23 protein-coding genes, 1 tRNA gene and 1 pseudogene are annotated in these 23,803 nt (G+C 49.2%); 16 read left to right on the top strand and 9 right to left on the bottom strand.

Translation table 11 applies throughout. The features are described from left to right. The first annotated feature begins 245 nt into the window (after positions 1-245). From IEV97_RS16745 to IEV97_RS16705, 9 genes are all read left to right on the top strand, one after another. A complete protein-coding gene (locus IEV97_RS16745; protein WP_229734001.1) occupies positions 246-1,022 on the top strand; it encodes an NlpC/P60 family protein in 777 nt (258 codons plus the stop codon). Between the two features lie 83 nt (positions 1,023-1,105). After that, the gene (locus IEV97_RS16740; RefSeq protein WP_188502647.1) at positions 1,106-1,612 is read left to right on the top strand and encodes an HNH endonuclease; all 507 of its coding nucleotides are present in this window, start codon (positions 1,106-1,108) and stop codon (positions 1,610-1,612) included. 795 nt (positions 1,613-2,407) lie between these two features. Continuing rightward, a complete protein-coding gene (locus tag IEV97_RS16735; protein WP_188502646.1) occupies positions 2,408-2,551 on the top strand; it encodes a hypothetical protein in 144 nt (47 codons plus the stop codon). A gap of 323 nt (positions 2,552-2,874) precedes the next feature. After that, complete coding sequence (rpsA, locus tag IEV97_RS16730; protein ID WP_188502645.1) at positions 2,875-4,761, top strand: 30S ribosomal protein S1; 1,887 nt, start codon at positions 2,875-2,877, stop codon at positions 4,759-4,761. Positions 4,762-5,012: 251 nt separating this feature from the next. Further along, entirely contained in the window at positions 5,013-5,321 is a 309-nt protein-coding gene (locus tag IEV97_RS16725) for a hypothetical protein (RefSeq protein WP_188502644.1), read from the top strand. A 101-nt stretch (positions 5,322-5,422) separates the two neighbouring features. Then, positions 5,423-5,875, top strand: a complete 453-nt coding sequence (locus IEV97_RS16720; RefSeq protein ID WP_188502643.1) for an Imm30 family immunity protein — start codon at positions 5,423-5,425, stop codon at positions 5,873-5,875. A 103-nt stretch (positions 5,876-5,978) separates the two neighbouring features. Beyond that, positions 5,979-6,434 carry a hypothetical protein gene (locus IEV97_RS16715; protein ID WP_188502642.1) on the top strand — a complete coding sequence of 152 codons (456 nt, stop codon included), beginning with the start codon at positions 5,979-5,981 and terminating at the stop codon, positions 6,432-6,434. A gap of 127 nt (positions 6,435-6,561) precedes the next feature. Further along, entirely contained in the window at positions 6,562-7,107 is a 546-nt protein-coding gene (locus IEV97_RS16710) for a dihydrofolate reductase family protein (RefSeq protein ID WP_188502641.1), read from the top strand. A 134-nt stretch (positions 7,108-7,241) separates the two neighbouring features. Beyond that, positions 7,242-8,159, top strand: coding sequence for a pseudouridine-5'-phosphate glycosidase (locus tag IEV97_RS16705; protein ID WP_188502640.1), 918 nt, complete (start codon positions 7,242-7,244; stop codon positions 8,157-8,159). Positions 8,160-8,176: 17 nt separating this feature from the next. On the opposite strand, the gene IEV97_RS16700 is transcribed toward IEV97_RS16705, so the two are convergent. Next, a complete protein-coding gene (locus tag IEV97_RS16700; protein ID WP_188502639.1) occupies positions 8,177-9,235 on the bottom strand; it encodes an acyltransferase family protein in 1,059 nt (352 codons plus the stop codon). A gap of 378 nt (positions 9,236-9,613) precedes the next feature. Here IEV97_RS16700 and IEV97_RS16695 point away from each other — a divergent pair, with 378 nt between their 5' ends. The 3 genes from IEV97_RS16695 (at position 9,614) to cphA (ending at position 13,843) form a co-directional block, all read left to right on the top strand. Further along, positions 9,614-9,973 (top strand): hypothetical protein, encoded by a 360-nt coding sequence (locus tag IEV97_RS16695; protein ID WP_188502638.1) that lies wholly within the window; start codon positions 9,614-9,616, stop codon positions 9,971-9,973. A gap of 124 nt (positions 9,974-10,097) precedes the next feature. Then, a tRNA-Cys gene (locus IEV97_RS16690) sits at positions 10,098-10,168 on the top strand. Between the two features lie 1,044 nt (positions 10,169-11,212). Further along, on the top strand, positions 11,213-13,843 hold the full coding sequence (gene cphA, locus IEV97_RS16685; protein ID WP_188502637.1) for a cyanophycin synthetase: 2,631 nt from the start codon (positions 11,213-11,215) through the stop codon (positions 13,841-13,843). A gap of 305 nt (positions 13,844-14,148) precedes the next feature. Here cphA and IEV97_RS16680 read toward each other — a convergent pair whose 3' ends face one another. Further along, entirely contained in the window at positions 14,149-15,129 is a 981-nt protein-coding gene (locus IEV97_RS16680) for a DUF8428 domain-containing protein (protein ID WP_188502636.1), read from the bottom strand. A gap of 76 nt (positions 15,130-15,205) precedes the next feature. Between IEV97_RS16680 and IEV97_RS16675 the strand changes: the two genes are divergently transcribed. The 3 genes from IEV97_RS16675 to IEV97_RS16665 all read left to right on the top strand — a co-directional run bounded on the left by IEV97_RS16675 (position 15,206) and on the right by IEV97_RS16665 (position 17,752). After that, on the top strand, positions 15,206-15,799 hold the full coding sequence (locus IEV97_RS16675) for a methyltransferase (RefSeq protein WP_188502635.1): 594 nt from the start codon (positions 15,206-15,208) through the stop codon (positions 15,797-15,799). Positions 15,800-16,092: 293 nt separating this feature from the next. Continuing rightward, positions 16,093-16,902 (top strand): 3-deoxy-8-phosphooctulonate synthase, encoded by an 810-nt coding sequence (gene kdsA, locus IEV97_RS16670; RefSeq protein WP_188502634.1) that lies wholly within the window; start codon positions 16,093-16,095, stop codon positions 16,900-16,902. Positions 16,903-16,975: 73 nt separating this feature from the next. Further along, complete coding sequence (locus tag IEV97_RS16665; protein WP_188502633.1) at positions 16,976-17,752, top strand: DUF695 domain-containing protein; 777 nt, start codon at positions 16,976-16,978, stop codon at positions 17,750-17,752. On the opposite strand, the gene IEV97_RS16660 is transcribed toward IEV97_RS16665, so the two are convergent. Both IEV97_RS16660 and apaG read right to left on the bottom strand, forming a co-directional pair. Continuing rightward, positions 17,749-18,384 carry an O-methyltransferase gene (locus tag IEV97_RS16660; RefSeq protein ID WP_229734000.1) on the bottom strand — a complete coding sequence of 212 codons (636 nt, stop codon included), beginning with the start codon at positions 18,382-18,384 and terminating at the stop codon, positions 17,749-17,751. The genes IEV97_RS16665 and IEV97_RS16660 overlap by 4 nt on opposite strands. 440 nt (positions 18,385-18,824) lie before the next feature. Further along, the gene (gene apaG / locus IEV97_RS16655; protein ID WP_188502631.1) at positions 18,825-19,211 is read right to left on the bottom strand and encodes a Co2+/Mg2+ efflux facilitator ApaG/CorD; all 387 of its coding nucleotides are present in this window, start codon (positions 19,209-19,211) and stop codon (positions 18,825-18,827) included. A gap of 98 nt (positions 19,212-19,309) precedes the next feature. Between apaG and ung the strand changes: the two genes are divergently transcribed. Continuing rightward, positions 19,310-19,972, top strand: a complete 663-nt coding sequence (gene ung / locus IEV97_RS16650; RefSeq protein ID WP_188502630.1) for a uracil-DNA glycosylase — start codon at positions 19,310-19,312, stop codon at positions 19,970-19,972. 206 nt (positions 19,973-20,178) lie between these two features. Here the strand turns inward: ung and IEV97_RS16645 are convergent, their stop codons facing one another. The 5 genes and pseudogenes from IEV97_RS16645 to lepB form a co-directional block, all read right to left on the bottom strand. After that, positions 20,179-20,949, bottom strand: coding sequence for a LolA-like protein (locus IEV97_RS16645; RefSeq protein WP_188502629.1), 771 nt, complete (start codon positions 20,947-20,949; stop codon positions 20,179-20,181). 38 nt (positions 20,950-20,987) lie between these two features. Continuing rightward, entirely contained in the window at positions 20,988-21,353 is a 366-nt protein-coding gene (locus IEV97_RS16640; RefSeq protein WP_188502628.1) for a DUF2200 domain-containing protein, read from the bottom strand. 84 nt (positions 21,354-21,437) lie between these two features. After that, entirely contained in the window at positions 21,438-21,749 is a 312-nt protein-coding gene (locus tag IEV97_RS16635) for a hypothetical protein (protein ID WP_188502627.1), read from the bottom strand. Between the two features lie 233 nt (positions 21,750-21,982). Further along, positions 21,983-22,468, bottom strand: coding sequence for a hypothetical protein (locus IEV97_RS16630; protein WP_188502626.1), 486 nt, complete (start codon positions 22,466-22,468; stop codon positions 21,983-21,985). 222 nt (positions 22,469-22,690) lie between these two features. After that, positions 22,691-23,790: pseudogene (gene lepB, locus IEV97_RS16625) on the bottom strand (signal peptidase I). Positions 23,791-23,803: the final 13 nt, after the last annotated feature.

Here is a 23,803-nt window from a genome sequence, read left to right as displayed (position 1 = left end):
GAGTGAGTTAGTGATGGAGTGATTTAGTGATTGGTTAAATTGTTAATTGCTTATTGATGAACGATTCAATCACGTATAGCAGTGCAGAATTCGAGCAGGTATAGCTCGTGCACGATTCGGACAGGTCGCGACCTGTTCCTACACCAATGTCCTTTTAATTTATACATTTGCTTAATCACTCAGTCGCTCCATCACCAAATTAGAACTCACTCAATCACCAACTCACTCATTCACTCAACAGAAAAATGGACTACGGAATATGCATGCTTAGTCTGGTGCCGATGCGCGCTGAGCCTTCTGACAAGGCAGAAATGGTAACGCAGGTGCTTTTTGGCGAGTGCCTGGAGGTACTTAGTAAGCAGGGGAACTGGGTGCAGGTGAAGTTGGCCTCCGACGAGTATACCGGCTGGATTGACTACAAGCAATATGTGCCTGTGTCGACTGGCTATTACCAGGAGTGGAAGGCGGCGCAGCATCCGCGGGCGCTGGATATTGTGCAGGTGGTGAGCAACGCCGATATGCGCATCCCGGTAGGTATAGGGGCTTATTTGCCCTTTTTCGATGGCATGAGCCTCCGCATCGACGGGCAGAGCTACCAGTACAGCGGCCGTGCCACGAACCCCGCTGTGCCGGTTACGACGGCCCAGCTTGCCAAACTGGCCCTTGGCTTCCTGAAAGCGCCCTACCTGTGGGGTGGCAAGTCCATGTTTGGGATCGATTGTTCGGGCTTTACGCAGCAGGTATACGGCCTTTGCGGCTACCAATTGCCCCGCGACGCCAGTCAGCAGGTGGCGGTAGGGGACGAGGTGCACTTTGCCACCCAGACGCAGCCCGGCGATCTGGCCTATTTTGCCAACGAAGAGGGTCGCATAACCCATGTGGGCATTATGCTGGACGGCCAGCATATCATGCACGCCCATGGCGAGATCCGCATCGACACGCTGGACCACAACGGTATTTACAATGCCGAACGCAAGCGCTACTCCCACAATCTACGTATCATCAAGCGTATTTTTTCCTGATTTTCAGCGTTTTTCTTTGAACATAGGCTATAACGAGTTAGTTAATTCTCGTAGAAGCTATAGCATAAGTTCAAAGCAAGGTCATGAGAGACAAAGTGCTGATATTAAACCAGGACTTCAGCGCGATCGCCGTCTGCACGGTGACCAGGGCCTTTTTGCTCGTATACCTCGAAAAAGCGGAGCTCATCTCCAAAGCCAACGGCGCTGTTCTGCGCACTGTCAGCACTTCCTATCCTGTTCCCTCGGTCATCCGGCTGCAGCGCTACGTCAAAGTTCCTTATTATGGTATAGCGCTTAGCAGGCACAACGTCCTGCGGCGCGATAACTTCCTTTGCCAGTACTGCGGCACCAACCGCAACCTGACCCTGGACCACCTGCTGCCCCGTTCCAGGGGAGGGGAGACCAGCTGGTATAACATCGTAACGGCCTGCTCCAGGTGCAACTCCCGCAAAGGCGACCGAACCCCCGAAGAAGCCGGCCTGAAACTGCACCGCACCCCCTCTCGTCCATCCCTCTATACCTTCCTGCAACAGCACCTGAACGACTCGAACGAGGACTGGCAAGCCTACCTGAAAGTAGCCAAAAAGTAGGAATATAAGGTTGCTAATATATTTAGTCAGGTATGTTTATCATTTTGGTATTCAGATTTTACTGGTAGCTGACCTATAGTAAAGGTATGACTTGTGTTTTTGACTTGTCGTGTCTGGGGTTTGTAAGCTGTTTTGCGGCTGTTGTGGTTGGATTGTGACCTGCTTTTCAGAGGGGCAACGGAAATCTCGGTTATAGATAAGGTATAGGATGCGCCTTTTGAAGAGGGGTTACTGATGGCAAGACCGTTGTCTTCAGGCTTCTTATTTGGCAAAGAGTATTAACCCGGAGTGGGCTTTGGGCTGTTGCATTGTTAGAGGCTGTAGTAGCTGTGCCTGTTGGAGATTGTCTTCTTTCTGACCTCTTCTTTGTCGAGGGGCCTTACCACTGGGAGAAATTCCTGCAGTTGCCAATGTATAGGATAGACCTTGTAGTTTCCGCAGTTTCATGTACATGATTGTCATCCCCCTGCTCCCTTCGAAGGGGGACTCTCTGCCGCTGCCGGTTTTCAGGTATAGCATTATGGTTTCAGTAGTTCTTTCGCTTTACCGGGTCCAACCACCCCTAACCCCTCCTTGTCCTTTAAGAGGGCCCCTTCCCCCAGGCGGGGAATCCGAAACTGCCATTTCGTAGGTATAAGCTATGTAGTTACTGACACACCAAACACTGACAGGTATAGCAAGAGTAACTTGCCCCGCTGGCAATGAAACAGATCACTTCAGCCAGGTGCACCAAATGACTACCCACTGTTCGAGCGTTCAGCGAGTTTGGGGAGTCTTGACTTTTTTGCCTTCTTTTTGTGTCAAGACAAAAAGAAGGGCCCGCCCGGCCAGGGCAAGCTACAGAGCAATGCAGGTTGCTATACCTGCAACAGCCGCCGCTACAAAGCAATACAGTTAGCTATACCTATACCTATACCTGAGCAAGAGGCCTCACTTTAGAAGACACGAGCGCGGACGCTCACGCCATCCAAAGCCCTGCAAGCCAGAGCAAGGTATAGTCTATACCTTTCGAAATCAGCCTTTGCGACATCCGCACAGCAAAACCTATACAACCCTTGGCAATCCCCTCTACTACAGCAACTTAATCCAATACAGTCTTCTTGGAACTTATCCTATAAATATTAGCTTGTTTTCTAAGTATTTCTTACTTTTGCCCCTTCATTCGAGTGAATGGCCCCGGCAACACGTTCGGGGAAATGTAAAACCAAACCAAACCGGCCTATTGCTCTAAGTCGGTGGCTTCTTCAGAGCAGTAAAACATTATGAGTAATTCTCCAGACAATTTTGATTGGGACAAGTTTGAGACCCAAGGTTTCGGTGGCGGCTACAGCAAAGACGAGCGCGCTGAAATGGAAAAAATGTATGACGACACCCTGACTACTGTTCAGGAGCAGGAGGTTGTTAAAGGAATCGTGGTAGGTATCACTGAGCGTGACGTGATCCTGAACATCGGTTTCAAGTCTGACGGCCTGGTGCCGGTATCTGAATTCAGAGACCTGCCTGAGCTGAAAGTGGGCGACGAGGTTGAGGTGTTCATCGAAGACCAAGAAGACCCGAACGGCCAGTTGATCCTTTCCCGCAAGAAAGCGAAGATCGTTAGCGCTTGGGCTAAGATCTATGACGCGCTTGAGAACGACAACGTTCTGGAAGGTGTAGTGAAGAGAAGAACCAAAGGTGGTCTTATCATGGACCTCTACGGTGTTGAAGCCTTCTTGCCAGGTTCTCAGATCGACGTGAAGCCGATCCGTGACTTCGACGTGTTCGTTGGTAAGAAGATGGAAGTGAAAGTTGTGAAAATCAACGCCGCTTTCGACAACGTGGTAGTATCTCACAAAGTATTGATCGAGAAAGACCTCGAGCAGCAGCGTGCAGCCATCCTGAACAACCTGGAGAAAGGTCAGGTTCTGGAAGGTGTTATCAAGAACATGACAAACTTCGGTGTGTTCATCGACCTTGGTGGCGTAGACGGTCTGCTTCACATCACAGATATCTCTTGGGGACGTATCAATCACCCAGAAGAAGTATTGAACCTTGACCAGAAGGTGAACGTGGTAGTGCTTGACTTCGATGATGACAAGAAGCGTATTTCTCTTGGCATGAAGCAGCTTACTCCTCACCCATGGGACGCACTGCCAGCTGAAATTGAAGTTGGCTCACGCGTGAAGGGTAGAATCGTGAACGTGGCTGATTACGGCGCATTCCTGGAGCTTATGCCAGGTGTTGAAGGCCTGATCCACGTTTCTGAAATGAGCTGGTCACAGCACCTGCGCAACCCACAAGACTTCATCAAGCAGAACGATGAGGTAGAGGCAGTTGTGTTGACGCTTGACCGCGAAGAGCGCAAGATGTCTTTGGGCATTAAGCAGCTTACTGAAGATCCTTGGACGAAAGAAGACGTTATCACGAAGTATGCAGTTGGCACGAAGCACACTGGCGTAGTTCGTAACCTGACTAACTTCGGTCTGTTCCTGGAGCTGGAAGAAGGTGTTGATGGTCTGGTACACGTATCTGACCTGTCATGGACTAAGAAGATCAAGCACCCATCTGAGTTCGTGAAAGTTGGTGAGAACCTGGACGTAGTTGTTCTGGAGCTGGACGTGGCGAACAGAAGACTGGCCCTTGGTCACAAGCAACTGGAGGAGAACCCTTGGGATACATTCGAGTCTGTATTCAACGTAGGTTCAGTGCACAAAGCTACTGTACTTGAGAAATCAGACAGAGGCGCTACACTGGAGCTGCCATACGGCATCGAAGGTTTCTCTTTCCCGAAAGGTCTTGCTAAAGAAGACGGTTCGCAGGTAGAGGCAGGCGAAACGCTTGACTTCCGCGTAACTGAATTCTCTAAGGACGACCGTAAGATCATCCTTTCGCACACAGCTACTTACTCTGAGGCTGACAACGCGCGTATCGCGAAGGCCACTAAGAAAGCTGCTCCTGCAGCTGCTGGTGAGAAGAAGGAGAAGGCTCCAAAAGTTCAGAAAGAAGTAGAGAACAAGTCTACTCTTGGTGACCTGGATGCCCTTTCTGCTCTGAAAGAGAAGATGCTCGACAACGAGAAAGAAGCTGGCGTGAAGAAATTGGAAGCCGCTGCCGCTAAAAAGGCAAAAGATTCTGACGACACGTCTGCTGAAGAAGAGAACAACGCTTAGTACTAAGCTTGTCCTATAACAGAAAGGCCCCGGAGCAATCCGGGGCCTTTTTTTTGTTTTAGGTTAGTCTGTCAGCTATACCTGAAAAATATCATGCGCTGATTAAGTGTTCATAAATGTATGTTATATTAGCTTAATGCTATACCTGTGATGGAAGGAGGTCTTCTGTTAACGGCTTCCTAACTCCCCACATAGTGCAGAAAATGGGAGTAGGTACTCCTGCTAGCGGGTAGTTACCCTTAATTAAAAGTATGAAATCAAAAGTATTCATTAACCTGATTATTAGCTTAACTTACTTTTGGTTCTTCATCCTAATCTTCTGGAATAAGTCAGGGGGTGATATAGCTACTATATTTTGCTTTGCTACTTTCTCTTTGATTCATCTGATTATTGTACTTGTATCAATGATAAGAAACAGAAGGAATAAGAACTACTTTGCTCTATTAGGATTAGTAGGTGGCTTAGCTTTAAATGTGATTACTTTTCACTTGCTATCAGAATATAAATTGAACAAGCATCTGAAAGAAGGTGGAGATAGAGTAATAATTGAAGAGTACTAAAAAGGAAGAATAACTTCGGGTAACAAAGCATAGGTATCATGTTCGGCTGATGCCTCACTCGTCACCTGTACGAGTACCGTTGGTGGGAATAGAATTAAAAAATGAAAATTGAAGAGATACTATCAAGGTTAGAGAACTCTAAGTTATCGGATGAAAATGAAGTAGACGTCTTCATTGTTGAAATCAGTTCTTCATTGGAGAATCTTGAGTTGGATAAGGATCTGAAAGAGAAAGTTATCAATCGACTACTTTGCTTTATAGAAAGACAAGAAAATGAAGAGTTTATATCATGGTCTCTTATACATTTTATAGAGTGGCTGGATGAAGGGAATACTACAAACTATACCAGCCAAGTCTTAGAATCTTTAGAAAGGAAACCCACATACCTGGCCCTCATTCTTCTAAACAGGATTATCAATTCGGAGACGGCCAACTTGGATGTAAAGGATCAGCTTATGCAGGAGTTGAAAAGAGTAACTGTAAATCCTGTTGCAACTGACTTTGTTCAGCAAGAGGCAATGGACTTTTACGAGCGTCAATTGAAGAACCTATAATAGAAAAACTATTTCCACCAACACGGCACATAAGTTATACTCGGCTACGCCTCGTCCGCCTTATGTACTAACCGCAAGGAGCAATCAATAATTGAAAGAATAAATGAAAACTAAGAAAATTTTAGTAGTTCTACTCATTGGAGTGTTAAGTGCATGCTCTCCTAAAGCGGCAGAAAAGGTAGGGTCAACAACAACAGTGGAGAATAAAAGCATCGACTGGGAAGTGTATGAAACAGCTTCGAGTGTCCAAAAGGATGAAATAAATGTTGAGCTTCTACAAGGGGAATGGTCTGCCTATAAAGGTGTCTATAAGTTTGGAGAACACCTAAATGCTATGAAGCTGGAAAAGCCTTTCATAATAGAAGTTAAAGATGACACCTACAGACGAAACAAGAACTCTGACTTTGCTGAGTTTGCGGTAAATCAAAATATTATTACTCAGAAAAAAGACTCTAAGACTGAAACAGGAATTATAAATAAGCTGACTGAAAATGAACTGACAATTACATGGAAAGACGGTGAAAATTATACCCGCTACTATTACGAGAAGTCAAAGTAGAAGACATAAAATGCAAGCTCCTAACAAGGTTTATACCATATGCTTCGGCTGATGCCTCACCCATCGGCTGCACAAGCACGTTTCACTTTAAATAACTTTACCCGACATAGCACAACACCTCTACCTTATGCGAAAAGTAATCTTAGACCTGGCCGTCACCCTCGACGGATTCATTGAAGGACCGAATGGCGAAGTGGATTGGTGTATCTTGGACGACGACATGGACTTTCAAGGCTTCTTGGCAGGTATAGACACGATCCTGTACGGCCGGGTGAGCTACGAGATGTGGGGCAATTTTGAACCGGATGCCAATGCAAGTGAAACAGAGAAGGCCATCTGGGGAGCCGTGCATTCTAAAGAGAAGATCGTTTTCTCTAGCCAGGAGCGGCAGGACAGCAAGGCCACATTTATTCCCTCCGGTATACCTGAAAAGATTGCTGAGATGAAAATGCAGGACGGCAAAGACATCTGGTTGTATGGAGGGTCAAAACTCATCACAACCTTCATCCAGCATGGGCTGATTGACATTTACCGGATTTCCGTGCACCCCACCGTACTGGGAGCAGGCAAACCGCTGTTCCAAGACCTGAAAGAGAGAATCAACCTCAGCCTGCTCGAGGTGAACAGGTTCAGGTCCGGAGTCGTTCAGTTGATCTACGAGCGTAAAGACTAGACAACGAACCATTAGATTGCTATTCGAGTCGTGTTTGCCAACATTTTGATAACCTGATCCGGTATAAGAATAGGAGACTAACCTGCATTAATCTTTCAATTTTAAGTAGTCCAGCAAAAGAATCAGTATACCCCATGAACTCGTACCTGGAAATTCATCCCGAAGTGCAGCAGGCCCTAGCCGAAGGCAAGCCAGTGGTGGCCCTCGAGTCGACCATCATTGCGCACGGCATGCCTTTTCCGCAGAACGTGCAGACGGCCCTGCAGGTAGAGGCAGTGGTGCGGGAAGCTGGCGCTATACCAGTTACGATCGCAATTCTGAATGGCAAGTGCTGTGTAGGCCTTTCGCAGCTGCAGATCGAGCACCTGGGCCAGGCGAAGAATGTCTGGAAAGTGAGTCTGGTGGATATGCCCTACGTCGTTAGCCAGCGTTTGGATGGCGCTACGACCGTCGCCGCGACCATGCGCCTTGCCGCCATGGCAGGTATACGTGTGTTTGTGACGGGTGGCATCGGTGGGGTGCACCGGGGCGCTGAGACCACCATGGATATCTCGGCCGACCTGACTGAAATGGGGCAAACCTCCGTCGCGGTGGTGTCAGCGGGAGTCAAGTCGATACTGGATATCGGGCTGACCCTGGAGTACCTCGAAACTAAAGGTATACCGGTTGTTACTTTCGGGCAGGATGCGTTCCCGAGTTTTTACTCCCGCCAAAGTGGCTTTGCCTCTCCTTTGCGGCTGGATTCCCCCCGTGGAATAGCCAATCTGTTGCGAACGAAGTGGGAGCTGGGTCTGAACGGGGCCGTGCTGATCGCCAATCCTATACCTGAAGAGTTTGAAGTGCCGGCACCGGAAATGGAGTGGTACATCACCCAGGCCCTGCATGCCGCCGCGCAGCAGCACATTAAAGGCAAAGCCGTTACCCCTTTTCTTTTAAAGTATATCGCCGAGCACAGCCACGGTGAAAGCCTTGATGCCAATATCGCGCTGATTAAAAACAATGCCCGACTAGGAGCCGAATTGGCTGTCGCCTATACCCAGGCCGGAGCCTAGTTTCAGCCTCGCTATACCTATTTCGTCGTAACCGTCTCGGGCTTGGCAAAACCGCTGACAGGCACTTTCTTCTCCTGTGGCAGCGCATGGCCTGCGCGTCGTTTGTACCAGGTTTTGAGACGACTCACAGCCGGCTTTTCAATGTACTTTGTTATCAGCCAGGCGGCAGTGAGGGTAATAACTAATGGCGGCACGATCACCAGCAGACTGTCGCCAAACAAGTGCCTGGTCTCATTGATGATCACATAGCCGATAAACTGGTGGATCAGGTAGAGCGCGTAGGAGATACTCCCCAGGAAGAGCAGCACTTTGTTCACCAGAAACTCCATTTTACCCAGCAGCCCAAGGTAGAAGATAATGAAGAAAGAGATCACGACCAGCGTATGCGGCAAGCCCTCCGGCAGGTATAGGGCCACAATGCAGGCGATACAGAACAACAGGTGCCCGAGGATGACGTTCTTCTTTTCAGGCTGTTTCATAAGCAGGTAGAAGAGGATGCCTGCGTAAAAGAAAACGCCGTGGTACAGGTTGAGAATAGCCCCCACCGGACCGAAACTGAACGCGTACTTGTGCACCAGGCTCAGCAGCACCCAAACAGGCCCCACCCACAGGATGCGCTTCAGGTTGTTGGTCATGAACAGGCCGAGCATCATCAGATAGAACATCCACTCCGAGAACAGCGACCAGTATACTCCGTCCACGTCTGGCACGCGGGCCAGCTTCTGGAACATGGTCAGGTTGACGAGCATATCAGTAAAGGTGGTTTCGAAGCCGGGCAGTCCGAATGTTTGCACTACCACAAAGGTCGTGATCATGCTGAACCAATAAGTTGGGTATAGCCGGATGCCCCGGTTGAAGAGGAATTCGCTGCCGCTCTTGATCCGGTCGAAACTGAAGAAGATCACAAAGCCGGAGATCATAAAGAAGAGCTCCACCCCAAACAGGCCGTAGTCGAAGTCAAAGGCAGGGGAGAAGCTGTGGCCGTACAGGCTGCGATACACGGAAGTATAATGAAAAAGGGCCACAGAGAGTGCGGCAATGCCCCTTAATGCATCAAGGAATAGAAGTCTGTTCATAAAGGTAAACGTTACGGGCTCTGAAGGTATGGGGCCGGAGCCTGTTCTCTTCTGCACCGCTGACTGGCTGATATGGCCAGGGTTTATATGGTGTTATTGTAAAGGGTAACAGTCCAAACAAGCATGGGTACGGCAGCGTGGCTGCAACTGTTTCGGACTATGCCGCCTGCGCGTAGCGGTTTTTCTGAATATACCCTGAAAGGGGAGATAAAGTTATGACAAGCCGCAAGGGTTTTTGAAAGGGCAACGATCGCCGTATGTCGGGAGGATTTTGTTTTTGCGGCACCTTTTTGGTAGCTTGTCGGTTGTAACCAAAGCGCCCTGGTCTGCCAAAAGGATGGCAGGCGCGGAAGGCCGCTCAATTTTCTAAATCATTGCATGAAAACTACCCTTAACGTACTGCTGGCTGCTGCCCTGATTGGTTTTAGCGCTTGCTCAGAAGACAATAAGACCACCAGCACAGCTGCCCAGTCTACTACTGTGCCGGCAAGCAGTAACGCCGCTACGGCTGCGCCAGCAGGCGATGTGGCCCTGAATCCGGAGCACGGCCAGCCAGGTCACCGCTGCGACATCGAAGTGGGCGCCCCGCTCAATCTGCCAGCACAGCCCAGACTGACGGCACCCCAGCCTACTTTCCAGCCGCAGGTATCTGGTTCGGTAGCAGCCGGTACGAATCCGCCGCACGGTCAGCCTGGTCACGACTGCGCCGTACCGGTAGGAGCACCGCTTCCTAAATAATCCCGTGCGTTCTATTTGAAAAAATAAGGGGCTTATACTTAGCGCTATACCTGCTGGTGCTTAAAAAATATGGCCTGAATGTTTGATAAGCATACTTCTCTGCTTATATTTGCACTCCATTCAGGGTAACGTGGCCGAGTGGCTAGGCTCAGCTCTGCAAAAGCTGCTACAGCGGTTCGAATCCGCTCGTTACCTCTTCTTCATCGCCCGGTCAGTAATTCTGACCGGGCGATTTTTTTGTGCCTACCAGTTAAAATCCCACATTACTTTAGAGCCATAAGCCATGGCGCGAGCGTCCGCGCTCGTGACTGCTGTGGTGGGGCCTCTGGTATAGGCATAGGTATAGATAACTGTATTGCTTTGTAGCGGCGGCTGTTGCAGGTATAGCCACCTGACTTATTTCATTGCTTCGCCTGTGCGGCGGGCACCGTATGCCCTGGCCGGGCGGGCCTCACTTTTTTCCTTGATGAAAAAAGTAAGCAAAAAAATCAAGACGCTCCAAACTCGCTGAACGCTCAAACAGTGGAGCGTCATTTAGTGCACCTAGCTTATGCTGTTTGTTTCATCGCTTCCGGGGCAAGTTAGTCTTGCTATACCTGCCAGCGGTACGTGAGAGTATTTGCAAATGCAACAGTGCTTATACCTATAAATTGGCAGCAACAGACTCCCCTCCTTAGACAAGGAGGGGCAGGGGTGGTTGGACCCGGTCTAGCAAAAGAACTGCTATAACTACACCGCTTACACCTGTGAAAGGGCAGCAGCAGAAAATTCCCCTCTGGGGTAGGGGCCCTCTATAAAGAGAGGGGCAGGGGTGGGTTATAGCAACTGCCTGTCCTCCCTTCTACCTAGCTCCTTCCAGGATGGCAGAAAGAAGCTGGTAGAGTAAAGTCCCCCTCTCGGGAGGGTCAGGGGGATGACAATCATGCAGCATTCCCCCTCCTGTTTTTAGGAGGGGGTTAGGGGGCGGTGAAATCATTAAATCCTGATTCAGACAAAAAGTAGACAGGTATAACACTCATTTACAAAGCCACAAATCAGCTGTTCTACTACTGCCTCAGCTGCTTTCCATACCTAAGTAATTATTCCCCAATCACTTCAATTCAATAGTCCTGTTTTTTCAAAAGCCGCTATATCCTTTGTCAGCTTAAAACGTATTGCAAGCAGGCAATTTTAAAGTTGCTGTTTCCTTCAACACCTACAACATATCTGACAGGCAATACAAGCTGCTTACCCATTCCCATGAAGATTACAGACTTGCGCATCATGCGCGGACCAAACTACTGGTCTGTTGAGCATCCCAAAATCATTGTACTGAAGCTGGACCTCGAAGAACTGGCGGATACCCTTACCCACGAAGTGCCCGGCTTTGCAGCCCGACTCAAGCGTATGTTCCCCGACATGTATGAGCACCGCGCCGCCGAAGGCGTGGCTGGCGGTTTCTTTAAGTCCGTGGAAGAAGGTACTACCTTTGCCCACGTCGTGCAGCACGTGGCCTTGGAGCTGCAAACGCTGGCAGGTATGGATAGTGGCTATGGGCGCTGTTACATGGCACACGAACAGGGCACGCACTTCGTCATCTTCTCTTACCAGGAGGAGCGCGCCGGTGAGTATGCCGCACACGCCGCCTTACGCATCACCCAGGCGCTGATCAAAGGAGAGAAGTATAAACTCGATGAAGACATTGACCGGCTGCACCAAATCCGGGAAGACGAGTACTTTGGACCGAGCGCTTACTCGATTGTATCGGAGGCGCAGAGCCGCGGTATACCTTACATCCGCCTCAACCGGCATTCGCTCATACAACTGGGCTATGGTGTGAACCAAAAGCGCATTCAGGCTACCATGACCTGTGGCACTGCCTGCTTCGCCGTAGAAATTGCCGGCGATAAGAATGCCACCAAGGAACTGCTCGACGAAGCAGGTATACCTGTCCCCAAAGGCACCACCGTCTACGATCAGGAAGAACTGAAGCGCGCTGTCGACCGACTCGGCTACCCGCTGGTGCTCAAGCCGCTTGACGGCAACCATGGCAAGGGCGCTACCATCAACATTACCACCTGGAAAGATGCCCTCAAAGGACTGGCGGCTGCTAAGCAGTATGCAGAGGCCGTGATGGTGGAGCGCTACATCCAGGGCTTCGACTTCCGCCTGCTGGTCATCAACAACAAATTCGTGGCAGCCGCCAAGCGCACCCCGGCCATGGTAACTGGAGACGGTGTTTCCACGATCAAGCAGCTGGTGGACCGCGAGAACAAAGACCCGAGGAGGGGTGTGGGGCACGAAAAGGCGCTGACCCGCATTAAAATTGATCAGCACACCAAAAATATTTTAAAGGCCAAAGAGCTTACTACTCAATCGGTTCTGCCCGAAGGCGAGGTGCTATACCTAAAAAGTACGGCTAACATAAGTACTGGAGGCACGGCAACCGACGTTACTGACTTAGTGGATCCCTACAACATCCTGATGGCCGAGCGCATTGCCGGTCTGGTGGGGCTGGATATCTGCGGCATTGATGTGATGACGACCGACATTGCCATCCCGCTGAACGAAGCGGGCGGTGCGGTACTGGAAGTGAATGCGGCGCCTGGTTTCCGGATGCACATTTCGCCAACTTTCGGACTGCCGCGCAACGTAGCCGAGCCGGTCATTGACATGCTGTTTCCGCATACCAAGCCGGCCCGCATCCCCATCGTGGCGGTGACAGGAACCAATGGGAAGACGACCACCACGCGCCTGATCGCGCACATGGTCAAGAGCAAAGGCTATCAGGTTGGGTATACGACCACCGAGGGCATCTACATACAGGACAAGCTGCTCGAGAAAGGCGATACCACAGGGGCTTACAGTGCGCAGTTCGTGCTCAAAGACCCGACCGTCAACTTTGCGGTACTGGAATGTGCCCGTGGCGGTTTGCTGCGCTCAGGGCTGGGCTTCGATCAGTGCGACATTGGCATTGTGACCAACGTGAGTTCTGATCACCTGGGGCTGCGTGACATCCATACCCTGGAGGACCTGGCCAACGTGAAGTCGGTGATCCCGAAAAGTGTAAGCAAGGATGGGTACGCCATCCTGAACGCAGACGATGACCTGGTTTACGCCATGGCTGAGGACTTAAAGTGCAAGGTGGCTTTCTTTAGTATGGACGAGAACAACCCGCGCATCCTCAAGCACATTGCAAAAGGTGGACTGGCGGCAGTTTTTGAAAACGGGTACATCTCGATCTTCAAAAATAGCTATAAGATCCGCATCGACCGGGTGGGAGATGTACCGCTGACTTTTGGAGGAAGAGCGAAATTTAACATAGAGAACATACTGGCCGCCGCGTTGGCTGGCTATGTATCGCACTTTGACATAGAAGATATTAAGCGTGCCCTGCGCACCTTCATACCTTCGCCGGACAAAACGCCGGGTCGCATGAACCTGTTCCAGTTCCCGAACTTCGAGGTGCTGGTGGACTACGCACACAATGTGGGCGGTCTGAAGGCCATCGGCGGCTTTATGGAAGACCTGGACGTGTCGCGCAAGGTTGGCATCATTGCCGGCGTTGGCGACCGTAGAACGCAGGATTTCTACGAGTTAGGTCAGGTGGCAGGGGAGATCTTCGACGAGATCATTATCCGGCTGGACAACGACCTGCGCGGAAAGACACCTGAAGAGATCACCCTGCCGATGCTGCAAGGTATAGAAGACGTGGCACCGCACAAGCAGGTGAAGGTGATTCCGGAAGAGATGCGTGCCATTGCCTATGCGCTGGAAAATGCTGAGCCGGGTTCCTTCGTAGCTATTTTTACAGAAGATGTGCACGAGTCGGTGAAGATGGTGGAGAGCTTTAAAGTAATACAACACCGCAGCAGTATGCTGGTGGAATAAAGATTCTTGTTGATTAAATTCTAACGCCTGCGTTAGAGAATTTCATGTGAACGATGGACTAAAACCCTTTCCTCAGGATAGGGTTTTTTTTATGGTTTGAATTGTTTGAACGGAGCTTTATACCTGAAAGCGTAGTCTGAATGGCCCTTGCTATACCTGGCTAAAGCAGCAGATAAGTGAACGTAGGATAAGCTTACACCTATACCTGCGATAACATTTGGTCAGGCTATACCTTACATGGGTATAGACAGGCACAAAAAAAGCCCCGGCCTAATGGACAGGGCTTTCAGACTATAGGGTTTATGTTATTTCAGCACAAAGCTGGTTGTCCCGATCAGGAAGCCATCGGCATAAAGCTCAATGGTATGCTGGCCTTTCTTGTACTCGGCGTTCTTGCTGTACACAAAACTAACCTGTTGCTGCGTGTTATCGAACACGATGTCGCGCTTGGCCGTGTAGTACATGTCCTCGCCGTCGATCTGGAACGAGCCTGAACCAGTAGACAAGTTATACAGGGCAGCTCCGTCTGGCTCGATCAAACGCATGTAGATCGTCTTCGGCTCACGTGGTGCCACGTCGTTCTTGCCCAGGTTAAAAGCTACGCGGATCTTCTCCACATTTTTTACCCTGAACTCGTTGTCCTTGTCATCCAGTTCTTTGCCGCGCTTGTTCACCACCTTAACGTTCATGCGCTGCGCTTCGAGCCGGGAGGCCACCTTTACCTTCTCCACCAGGTTCTCATTCGTCGACTTCATGGTGGTGAGGCTGTCGCTCAGGCGGTTTTGGGTTGTTTTGAGGGAGGTGTTCTCTGTGAAGAGCACTTCGTTGTCCTGCTTCAGCGTGGCAATTTCCTGGTCCTTCTGCTTCAGTTGCTGCTCAAAGGCCTGTGCACGGTCGCGGAAACGACGCTGGTCGGCCAGGCTGTAGCTGCTCTTGCGGAAACCGCGCAGCTCGTTCAGGTCAGACGAAATAGAGGCGATCTGGGCTTCCAGCGAGTCGTTTTCAAGACCCATAGCCTGCAGTTCCTGGCTCTGGCGCTCAAAGTCGGCTTTCAGGGCTTCGTACACTTTAATCTGGTTCTCCAGCTCCTTATCTTTCACACGGATCACCTCGGCCTGCTCCTCATTTTTCTCTTTTTTCTGATAATTCATGTAAAGCAGGATGCCGTTAATACTAATCAGGATGACAAGGAGACCACTGATCAGGAGTTTGCGGTTGCTTCGTTTTTCAGAAGGATTCATGGGCTGATGTTCGTTTTGGGTGTCTTTTTTTTCCAGCGTACTCATTTTTTAAGCATTTTGTGTCTGGAATGGTGCGTATGCAAGTTTCAAATTTAAGACTTTTGCTCTATTATCATACAAGATGAAACAAGAATTTAATGCCGACTACTGGCAAAACCGCTACCAACTCGGCCAGACGGGTTGGGATGTTGGGGCTATAACGCCGCCACTTCGCGAATATTTTGATCAGTTGACTAACAAGGGGCAGCGTATTCTGATGCCGGGCTGTGGCAACGCCTACGAAGCGGAGTATCTTTTCCGAAAGGGCTTTGTGCATACCTATGTAGCCGATGTTGCCGAGGCGCCGCTGCATCGCTTCTCCGAACGGGTGCCGGACTTCCCCAAGGACCAGTTGCTGCTCCAGGATTTCTTCGAGCTTGACAGCCAGTTCGACCTGATCGTGGAGCAAACCTTCTTCTGCGCGATCGACCCAAGTCTTCGACCAGACTACGCCCGTAGATGTGCTGAACTGTTAGTACCGGGAGGAAAACTGGTCGGCCTGCTTTTCGACACCACGTTTGAGCACGCCGGGCCACCCTTCGGTGGCAGCCGCGAAGAGTACCGCGCCTACTTCGAGCCCTACTTCGAGTTCCTCCACTTCGAAACCGCCTACAATTCTATTCCCCCACGGCAGGGGAGAGAGCTGTTTATGGAGTTGAAGAAGTTGGGAAGTTAAAAAGGTAGAAAGTTAAAATTTAGATTATCCCCGCCTGTCATCTCGACGATAGGAGAGATCTGGATTATTTCATCCTCCAACCAATACTTCAGATTTCACCTATCGTCGAATTGACAGAGATAAGCCTGTGTTGGTGAAGGTAATCATCGGCCCTCCAGACATCAATAAGCAATTTAACAATTTAGCCATTTAGCAATCACTAAATCACTCAACCACTCATTCACTAAATCACTAAATCACTAAATTTTTCCCGTAACTTTGCAGGCCGAAAGGCTTAAACCTAGATACTGACCATGTTCGAAATATCAAAACTGAAACACACCGGCTCCGGCAACTTCTTTCTGATGGCCGGACCTTGTGCAATCGAGGGCGAGGAAATGGCCCTGCAGATCGCCGAGCGACTGGTAACGATCACCGATAAACTAGAGATTCCACTGATCTTCAAAGGCTCTTACCGCAAAGCCAACCGCTCCCGCCTGGATTCCTTTACAGGTATAGGCGATGAAAAAGCGCTGCGCATCCTGCAGAAGGTGAGCCATACCTTTGACATACCTACCGTAACGGACATCCACGAAAGTGCGGAAGCAGCCATAGCGGCGGAGTATGTGGACGTGCTGCAGATCCCGGCTTTCCTGTGCCGCCAGACGGATTTACTGGTAGCGGCCGCTAAAACAGGCAAAGTGGTTAACATCAAAAAAGGACAGTTTCTGTCAGGTGAGGCCATGCGCTTTGCCGTGGATAAGGTACGCGAGTCGGGCAACGACAAAGTGATCCTGACCGATCGTGGCAACAGCTTCGGCTATTCGGATATGGTGGTGGATTTCCGCAACCTGCCTGAAATGCAGACGAATGGCGTTCCGGTGGTGATGGACGTGACGCACTCGCTGCAGCAGCCGAACCAAAGCTCTGGTGTAACCGGTGGCAAACCCGCCCTGATCGAGACGATTGCCAAAGCCGCTATTGCCGTTGGGGCCGATGGTCTGTTCATCGAAACGCACCCGCAGCCATCCATCGCCAAGTCGGACGGTGCCAACATGCTTCCCTTAGACCAGCTTGAAGGCCTGCTCCAAAAGTTGGTCCGCATCCGCCAGGCTGTTCGCTAAGCTACTCATTCACGTATGAAAGGAGAGCATTGACCGTGGTTGATGCTCTCCTTGTTTCTTTCAGATTATACCTATGACCGTACCTGCCCATACCCCTGAGTGGGAAGTTTATTTCTGCGACATCAATGAGCGCCCCGCCTGCGTGAGCGTCGATCTGGCCTTTGAACACGTGGCTCCTATACCTGAGAAATCGCGTGCCTTTGAGCTCGTCGTAGCTTTGCAGCAACCTGATGCAGAAGGATTTCCTGCCGATGAAGCTGAGTGGGAACAGCTGGAGGCGATAGAAGAAGCTCTGGTGGAAGAATTTCAGAACTCACTGCAGGCAGCCTTTGTGGGCAAACTGCTGCACGACGGTAAGCGCAGCTTCTACTTTTACAGTGAACAGGAGGCCCTGCCGGAGGTGATCGCTACCAACATCATGCAAGCTTTCCCGGCCTATACCTTCGCTTCCAACACCCTCCACGACCCTGACTGGGGACTATACCTGGACTTCCTATTTCCGGAGCCGGTTGATATGCAGAGTATCAAAAACAACCGCATTCTGCGCATGATGGATGAGCAGGGAGACGAGCACCACATTCCCCGCCCTGTGTCGCATTTCATAAGCTTCGCAACGGAAGCCGACCGGGCTGCCTTTAAAAGCCAGGCAGAAGGAGCCGGCTATACCTTGGTGCAAGAAGGGAAGAACCAAAATGAGTCTGATGTTCCCTACAGCATCGTTATAGCGAAAGTACAGGCTGTTACCGAAGAAGAAATCCATGCCATTACCTTAGGACTGTGGCAGTTGGCAGAGGAGTTTAATGGTGTGTATGGCGGCTGGCAAGCACAGGTGGTGAAGGAGAACGATTAATACAGCAGCGTAAAACGCTCTTTGGGTTGTGTTTTTCGGAAGAACACTAGGCCAATATAAAACAAATCGACGGTCTGGCACACCTGTGGATGCTGCCTGATCTCCTGCCAGGCCCGCTTCATTTCCGCTGACCAATACAAATCATCAATCACAAACACGCTATGCTCGTGGTGCTTGCTGAGGCAGGCCTCGAAATAGCGCATGGTAGGTTCGTAGCGGTGGTTTCCGTCAAAAAACACAAAGTCGAGCTGTTCTACTTTCTGCAATTGCTTTGATAGTGTATCATCCAAGTTCCCGATCACTTGCTGTACGTGCGGAATCCCCAGTTTTTCAAAGTTCTCTTTCGCTTCAGCCGCTATCGACGGGCAACCCTCGAAGGTATAGACTCTAGCTTGCTTATTCGCCATGGCCAGGTATGAGGAGGTAATGCCAAGCGAAGTGCCCAGGTCAAATATCGTTCTCGGCTGAAAATGGGCTACCAGCCGGAAAAGCAGCTGCGCATACTTGGCAGGTTTGGCCGAGGTGCGGGCGATGTAGCTGATCTTGCGGTTTTTCTTCAATCCCGCCTTGGGCCCTGCTCCAAAATCAGTGACAGGTATAGCACGGTCTTCCAGCAGCAGCGAACTCCTCATTTTCTCAATTAACGGATAGGCATAATAATCCCCCTCGTGCAGAATCACATTTTGGTACAGCTCGAATACAAAAGGGGAGTGGACTCCGTGCAGCTTAAAAGCCCTGAGGCAGTAAAGCAGGTAATTTGCCGCAAGGTGGAAGGGGAGCAATTTTTGAATTGTTAAATTGTTGATGGTTAAATTGTTGATGGTTAAATTGTTGTTTTCAGCATGATGATCTCAGTGTGTAAATCTGATGTATCCCGCAGAAACTACAAATTTAAAGGTATAGCCGAATTAACAATGAAACAATTAATTCAGGTATTGATGATTTAACAACTAAACAGTCAGCAATTAATTTAGGTATAGCACAATCAACAATTTAACCATCAACAATTTAACAATTAAACAGATATAGCGAAATAAACAATTTAACCATTCAGCAATTTAACCATCAACAATTAATTCAACTTATACGGTACGATAAGCGAGAACTCGGGGATGGTAACATGGAACTGCTTGCCGTCAACCATGCGCTCCATCAGGTAAGTACCGCGCATTTTGCCCATACCTGTCTTCAGGTTGCAGCCTGACACGTACTCATGCGACTCTCCGGGCTCCAGCACGGGCTGCTGGCCTACAACACCTTCTCCTTCCACTTCACGCATGGTGCCGGTGGCATCGTGAATGTACCAATGGCGACGCAAAAGCTTCACCGTGAACTCACTGTTATTTTCTATACTGATCTTATAAGCAAATACGAAGTGCTGCTGTACCGGACTGGAGTAATCGGGCAGGTAGTTGGTCGTGACCGATACTTTTACTCCTTCTGTAGTTTTTGTATCCATGTTACAGAGATTTTTGTATAATTAGAATCTGTTTCAGGTATAGCCTTCCGAAGGCCACTACCTGTTACCAGGCAAACCAGTTACCCCTACAGACTACTATGAATGTAAAGATAGAAGAAAGCTGGCAGAAAATCCTGCAAGAAGAATTTGAAAAGCCCTATTTCAAAAATCTCGCGTCTTTTGTTAAAGACGAGTACACCTCACAAAAAGTTTACCCGCCGGGCAACCAGATCTTCAACGCTTTTGAGCGATGTCCCTTCGACAACGTAAAAGTAGTTATTTTAGGCCAGGACCCCTATCATGGCCCTAATCAGGCAAACGGATTGGCTTTTTCGGTGAAGGACGGAGTGCGCACACCTCCGTCGCTGATTAACATCTTCAAAGAGATCAAAAACGACCTCGGCAAAGACCTGCCGGCTACCGGGAATCTGGAGCGCTGGGCCGAACAGGGCGTTTTACTACTTAACGCCACCCTGACGGTACGGGCCGGTGATGCAGGATCGCATCAGAAAAAAGGCTGGGAAGAGTTTACTGACGCGGTAGTAAGCAAAGTGAATGAGCTGAAAACCGGCGTCGTGTTCATGCTCTGGGGCGCCTATGCCCAGAAAAAGGGAGCCTTTATAGACGAACGCAAGCACCTGGTGCTCAAAGCGGCCCATCCATCGCCTTTCGCCGCCGATCGAGGCTTTTTCGGCACCCGCCACTTCAGCAAAGCCAACGAGTACCTGAAGACGCAAGGCAAAGTGCCGATTGACTGGTAAGACTTGTTACTTCCCAATTCCCTTTAAAATATCGAACCTCATTTTGTTATCTCGACGATAGGAGAGATATGGATAATTGTAGAATGCTACATGTGATTCAGATTTCTCATGCTGTTCAAAATGACATTGAGCTGTTTGGAAATTAAATAGAAGGGACCGAAGCCCTGCTGTACCCGGTCTCGTGTAAGGACTATCCGACCTATACCTTACTTCCAGTTTGTAGTAGAGAACTGCTTTGGGTCAAACCAGTTGGGGTCTATTTTCTCAGGGAAGGAAATGTTATAGTACTCTTCCCGCAGAAACAACTGGCCGTCGTTTTTGAACACGATCTCAGTCGCCACCATATTCCCCTCGATTTCCTGGTAGTTGTTCATTTCCACATCGCGTGCCACGCCTTTGTTGTTTGTTAAGATGCGAAGTACATAAAGGTGCTCTTTGTCTACCCAAAACTGACTGCGGCTCTGGTCATTCGGGTCGGTTGTGCCGACTACATAGGCGGCGCGGCCTTTCCAGTTGGCTTCTGTCAGCTGGCTTAGGTCGAAGTTCAATTCCTCCGCCTTGCGGATGGTGGCGGCAGGGTCATAGAAATATACATCAAAGCTGAGTAGCACCAGCGGGTGAATGGAATACTGTTTGTTCATCAGCTGCCCTTCTTTGAAGGTATAGACCGTGTCTTGGTTGTAGATCACGCCGTTACCGGTCTCAAAACCATCGAAACGGATGTGCAAATTGGCGGGATAGCTGTAGATCTCCTGCCAGGTTTCCTCTCGGCTCACCTGATCGTCTTTGTAGAAAATGGCCCGTTGGTCGAAGGCAAAATTCGGGTACCACTTGTTTTCCCAGTGGCGGTACATGGCCTCGATCACTTGCTGTCCGGTTTGGGGTTTGCTGGCAGTTGTTGTCATCTTTTGGGTGCAGGCTAGCGTGAGAAAAGGTAGGAGCAGGTATAGGAAGTAGGGTAGGAGTCTTCTTTTCATAGTTTCGGCACATTCAATCATTTGCTATTCGGTAGTCTTCAGGCTGTTCTTAAGATCCTCTCCATCTTTTTACCTTTCGCCAGTTCTTCTACCAGCTTGTCCAGATACCGGACTTGTTTAGTCAGTTGGTTTTCAATTTCCTCTATTCGATAACCACAGATAACTCCCGTTATGAGGTGGGCATCGGGGTTCAATGTTGCCTGCTTAAAAAAAGTTTCGAACGTCGCTTTTTCGTCGATCAGTTCCTGTAATTTGTTGTCATCAAAACCCGTCAGCCAAGTGATAACTTGGTGCAGTTCTTCTTTGGTTCTGCCTTTGCGCTTAACTTTTGTGATGTAATGCGGATAAACGGAGGCAAAGGTCATATTTGCCATCCGCTCATTATGTTCAGGCGTTATTTTCATTTTGAGTGTTGGATTTTTAAGTCTGTTGAAAGTGAACGGACTGGGCTATGCGGCGGCATAGGTGTGGTTAGGTCTTGTGTTTTTTCATTCAGGCAATATCCATTGAAGCCACTCCTCATGCGTTACATGCTTATCCCAAGTGAATTCAAAGTTTTTAAATTTGAATTCCAAGTTTATCCAGCTGTACTCAGGTGGTTTCATGTAAACCCCACTTATTCTTATCTGGTTATCGCTGGTGCTGTAATTTTCCCCTATCTCTTTAAAATAGGCTAAGAAATTTTCAGGTCTGCTTATATCTGAGATATTCCCTTTTGTAATCTCCTCTGTCCATTTCTCTGATTCTATATTTCTCAGCACAATTCGAGATGCTCCAATGATAAGTGGCCCTAAATTCATTTCAGCAAAATCCGCAAGCTTGGCCCAATCAAAGTCAATGACAATATCAGGCCCAACTCTTTCTAACTTTTAAATAGAAGAATCATGAAGTTGTAATCTATTAAGTCTGGAATGAAAGCTGTAATTCATTTATTATTTTATCATTTGACCTAACGGTGTGGTACATAAAGCGAGCGAGGCGCAGCCGAAGCTTGGCTTATGTGCTGTGTTGGCAGCAGTGCTTCTTGTATGCGTTAATCGTTTTCCCTCTCCACCTTCTCTAATAAATTTTCACTGTCTTGTGAGATGAAAAGTAGAGTCTTGCTTAAAGCTGTCAATTCAATCGTTATTGGCTCTCTCGGCTTTATCAATTCGGGTAATTTGTCATAGAGATTATATTTCAATTTCAGTGGAGTTCTTATTCGTAAAGTGTAGCCTTCTTTTTCCTTTGTGATTTCATAGTCTGCTGTTCGAAATCGTATTTTATTTCCCTTCTTTAGGTCGATGTACTTTATAATGCTCTTCCATGATATACTGAGCATAGGCAAGAGCAACAGAACCAAGATAAACAATCCTCTCTTGATAAATTCGTCTGTTTCTGTTGGCTTATTTAATGAAAACAAAATGCTTGGAACTACAAATATTAAAGCCAGTAACGCAATGGAAAAAAGAAGTCCAAGAATCAAAGGCAACTTGATTTCTACCTTGATTCTACCCCTGTCTGCCTGGTTCAATTCCATTTTGTTCACTGTTCTTATGTGTATTGCTGCCAACTATGGTATAGCAGGAGCACCTACTCCTACAATCTGCACTATGTATGGAGGTATATCTGTACAGCAGCAGAATCCTCAGTCTTCTATACCAAATATACAATATTCCATTTACCAAATAACATAACCCTTAAAACAAAAAAACCGCCAGCTCTTCTCAGAACTGGCGGTTTCATTTCGTAGACCTATACCTTACTCGATCGTCTTAAACAGTCGGCTCCATCGGATCTTGTCGAGGAAGCCGCCGTAGGGGTCGGTGGACATCCAGATCATGACGGCTTTGCCCACGATGTGGTCGGCTGGTACGAAGCCCCAGTAGCGGGAGTCGAGGGAGTTGTGGCGGTTGTCGCCCATCATAAAGTAGTAGTCCTGCTTAAAGGTATAGCTCGTGGCTTCTGCACCGTCGATGAACAGCTTGCCGTCACGAACCTCGGCGTTTTCGTTGTGCTCGTAACCCAGATCACCTTTTCGTAGAAAGGCAGCGTTTCAGGTGTAATCGCTACAGTAGCGCCTTCTTTCGGGATGTAAAGCGGACCGAAGTTGTCCTTGTTCCATTCGTACTTGCTCGGCACATGCGGGAACACCTCGGCATCGCCTTTACCTGCCTCGTCCATCAGGAGCGTAGCGTCTTTAATGAAATCAAGCTGGGCGAGGGCCTTCGCTTTCTCAGGGGATGTATCTACAATATACCCGCCTTGCCACTGGATCACGTCCGTGATGTCACGCTCCAGGAAAAACTTCTCTGCCAGGCGCTGCTCCGTAGAGAGGAAGTACTTGTACTGTATCTTCTCCGGGTTTTCAGCAGCCTGCCCGTTAATGTATACCTGCATGTTACGCAACTCAATGGAGTCGCCGGCAATACCGATGCAGCGCTTGATGTAATTGGTGCGCAAATCAGCCGGGTGGTGTTCCTCCGGTGGGTAGTTGAACACCACCACGTCGTTGCGCTTCACTTCAGAGAAGCCAGGCAGTCGGTATGACTTCAGCTGGATCGCGTCGGAGTAGGAGGGGATGTTGGTGCCCCAGATGGTCTGGTGCGTGAGCGGCACCTGCAGCGGCGTGATCGGAGTGCGGGGACCATAATGTAGCTTGCTCACGAACAGGAAGTCACCTACCAACAGGGTCTTCTCCATAGAAGGCGTCGGGATGGTGTAGGCCTCAAAGGTAGCCCAGCGGATCAAACTGGCCGCGATAACGGCGAACAGGATGGCGTCGCCCCACTCGCGTGCAAAGCTCTTCTTCTTTTTAGGCGCCTTGTTGACGGGCTTCTTCTCCCAAAACTTTACTTTCATGTATAAAGCGTTT

This window comes from Pontibacter amylolyticus (genome assembly GCF_014638845.1).
Lineage (GTDB): Bacteria > Bacteroidota > Bacteroidia > Cytophagales > Hymenobacteraceae > Pontibacter > Pontibacter amylolyticus.
Note: the sequence above shows the minus strand (reverse complement) of the source record. Positions and strands in the feature narration are given on the sequence as shown.

What these genes read in the sequence shown, in the direction of transcription:
- IEV97_RS16695 (WP_188502638.1), top strand. Translation starts at nt 9,614, where the DNA reads ATGAAAACTACCCTTAACGTACTGCTGGCTGCTGCCCTGATTGGTTTT.
- IEV97_RS16745 (WP_229734001.1), top strand. Translation starts at nt 246, where the DNA reads ATGGACTACGGAATATGCATGCTTAGTCTGGTGCCGATGCGCGCTGAG.
- IEV97_RS16645 (WP_188502629.1), bottom strand. Translation starts at nt 20,949, where the DNA reads ATGAAAAGAAGACTCCTACCCTACTTCCTATACCTGCTCCTACCTTTT.
- IEV97_RS16740 (WP_188502647.1), top strand. Translation starts at nt 1,106, where the DNA reads ATGAGAGACAAAGTGCTGATATTAAACCAGGACTTCAGCGCGATCGCC.
- IEV97_RS16665 (WP_188502633.1), top strand. Translation starts at nt 16,976, where the DNA reads ATGACCGTACCTGCCCATACCCCTGAGTGGGAAGTTTATTTCTGCGAC.
- IEV97_RS16630 (WP_188502626.1), bottom strand. Translation starts at nt 22,468, where the DNA reads ATGGAATTGAACCAGGCAGACAGGGGTAGAATCAAGGTAGAAATCAAG.
- IEV97_RS16635 (WP_188502627.1), bottom strand. Translation starts at nt 21,749, where the DNA reads ATGAATTTAGGGCCACTTATCATTGGAGCATCTCGAATTGTGCTGAGA.
- IEV97_RS16710 (WP_188502641.1), top strand. Translation starts at nt 6,562, where the DNA reads ATGCGAAAAGTAATCTTAGACCTGGCCGTCACCCTCGACGGATTCATT.
- ung (WP_188502630.1), top strand. Translation starts at nt 19,310, where the DNA reads ATGAATGTAAAGATAGAAGAAAGCTGGCAGAAAATCCTGCAAGAAGAA.
- IEV97_RS16725 (WP_188502644.1), top strand. Translation starts at nt 5,013, where the DNA reads ATGAAATCAAAAGTATTCATTAACCTGATTATTAGCTTAACTTACTTT.
- IEV97_RS16720 (WP_188502643.1), top strand. Translation starts at nt 5,423, where the DNA reads ATGAAAATTGAAGAGATACTATCAAGGTTAGAGAACTCTAAGTTATCG.
- kdsA (WP_188502634.1), top strand. Translation starts at nt 16,093, where the DNA reads ATGTTCGAAATATCAAAACTGAAACACACCGGCTCCGGCAACTTCTTT.
- IEV97_RS16705 (WP_188502640.1), top strand. Translation starts at nt 7,242, where the DNA reads ATGAACTCGTACCTGGAAATTCATCCCGAAGTGCAGCAGGCCCTAGCC.
- IEV97_RS16680 (WP_188502636.1), bottom strand. Translation starts at nt 15,129, where the DNA reads ATGAGTACGCTGGAAAAAAAAGACACCCAAAACGAACATCAGCCCATG.
- rpsA (WP_188502645.1), top strand. Translation starts at nt 2,875, where the DNA reads ATGAGTAATTCTCCAGACAATTTTGATTGGGACAAGTTTGAGACCCAA.
- IEV97_RS16660 (WP_229734000.1), bottom strand. Translation starts at nt 18,384, where the DNA reads ATGAGGAGTTCGCTGCTGCTGGAAGACCGTGCTATACCTGTCACTGAT.
- IEV97_RS16715 (WP_188502642.1), top strand. Translation starts at nt 5,979, where the DNA reads ATGAAAACTAAGAAAATTTTAGTAGTTCTACTCATTGGAGTGTTAAGT.
- IEV97_RS16640 (WP_188502628.1), bottom strand. Translation starts at nt 21,353, where the DNA reads ATGAAAATAACGCCTGAACATAATGAGCGGATGGCAAATATGACCTTT.
- apaG (WP_188502631.1), bottom strand. Translation starts at nt 19,211, where the DNA reads ATGGATACAAAAACTACAGAAGGAGTAAAAGTATCGGTCACGACCAAC.
- IEV97_RS16675 (WP_188502635.1), top strand. Translation starts at nt 15,206, where the DNA reads ATGAAACAAGAATTTAATGCCGACTACTGGCAAAACCGCTACCAACTC.
- cphA (WP_188502637.1), top strand. Translation starts at nt 11,213, where the DNA reads ATGAAGATTACAGACTTGCGCATCATGCGCGGACCAAACTACTGGTCT.
- IEV97_RS16700 (WP_188502639.1), bottom strand. Translation starts at nt 9,235, where the DNA reads ATGAACAGACTTCTATTCCTTGATGCATTAAGGGGCATTGCCGCACTC.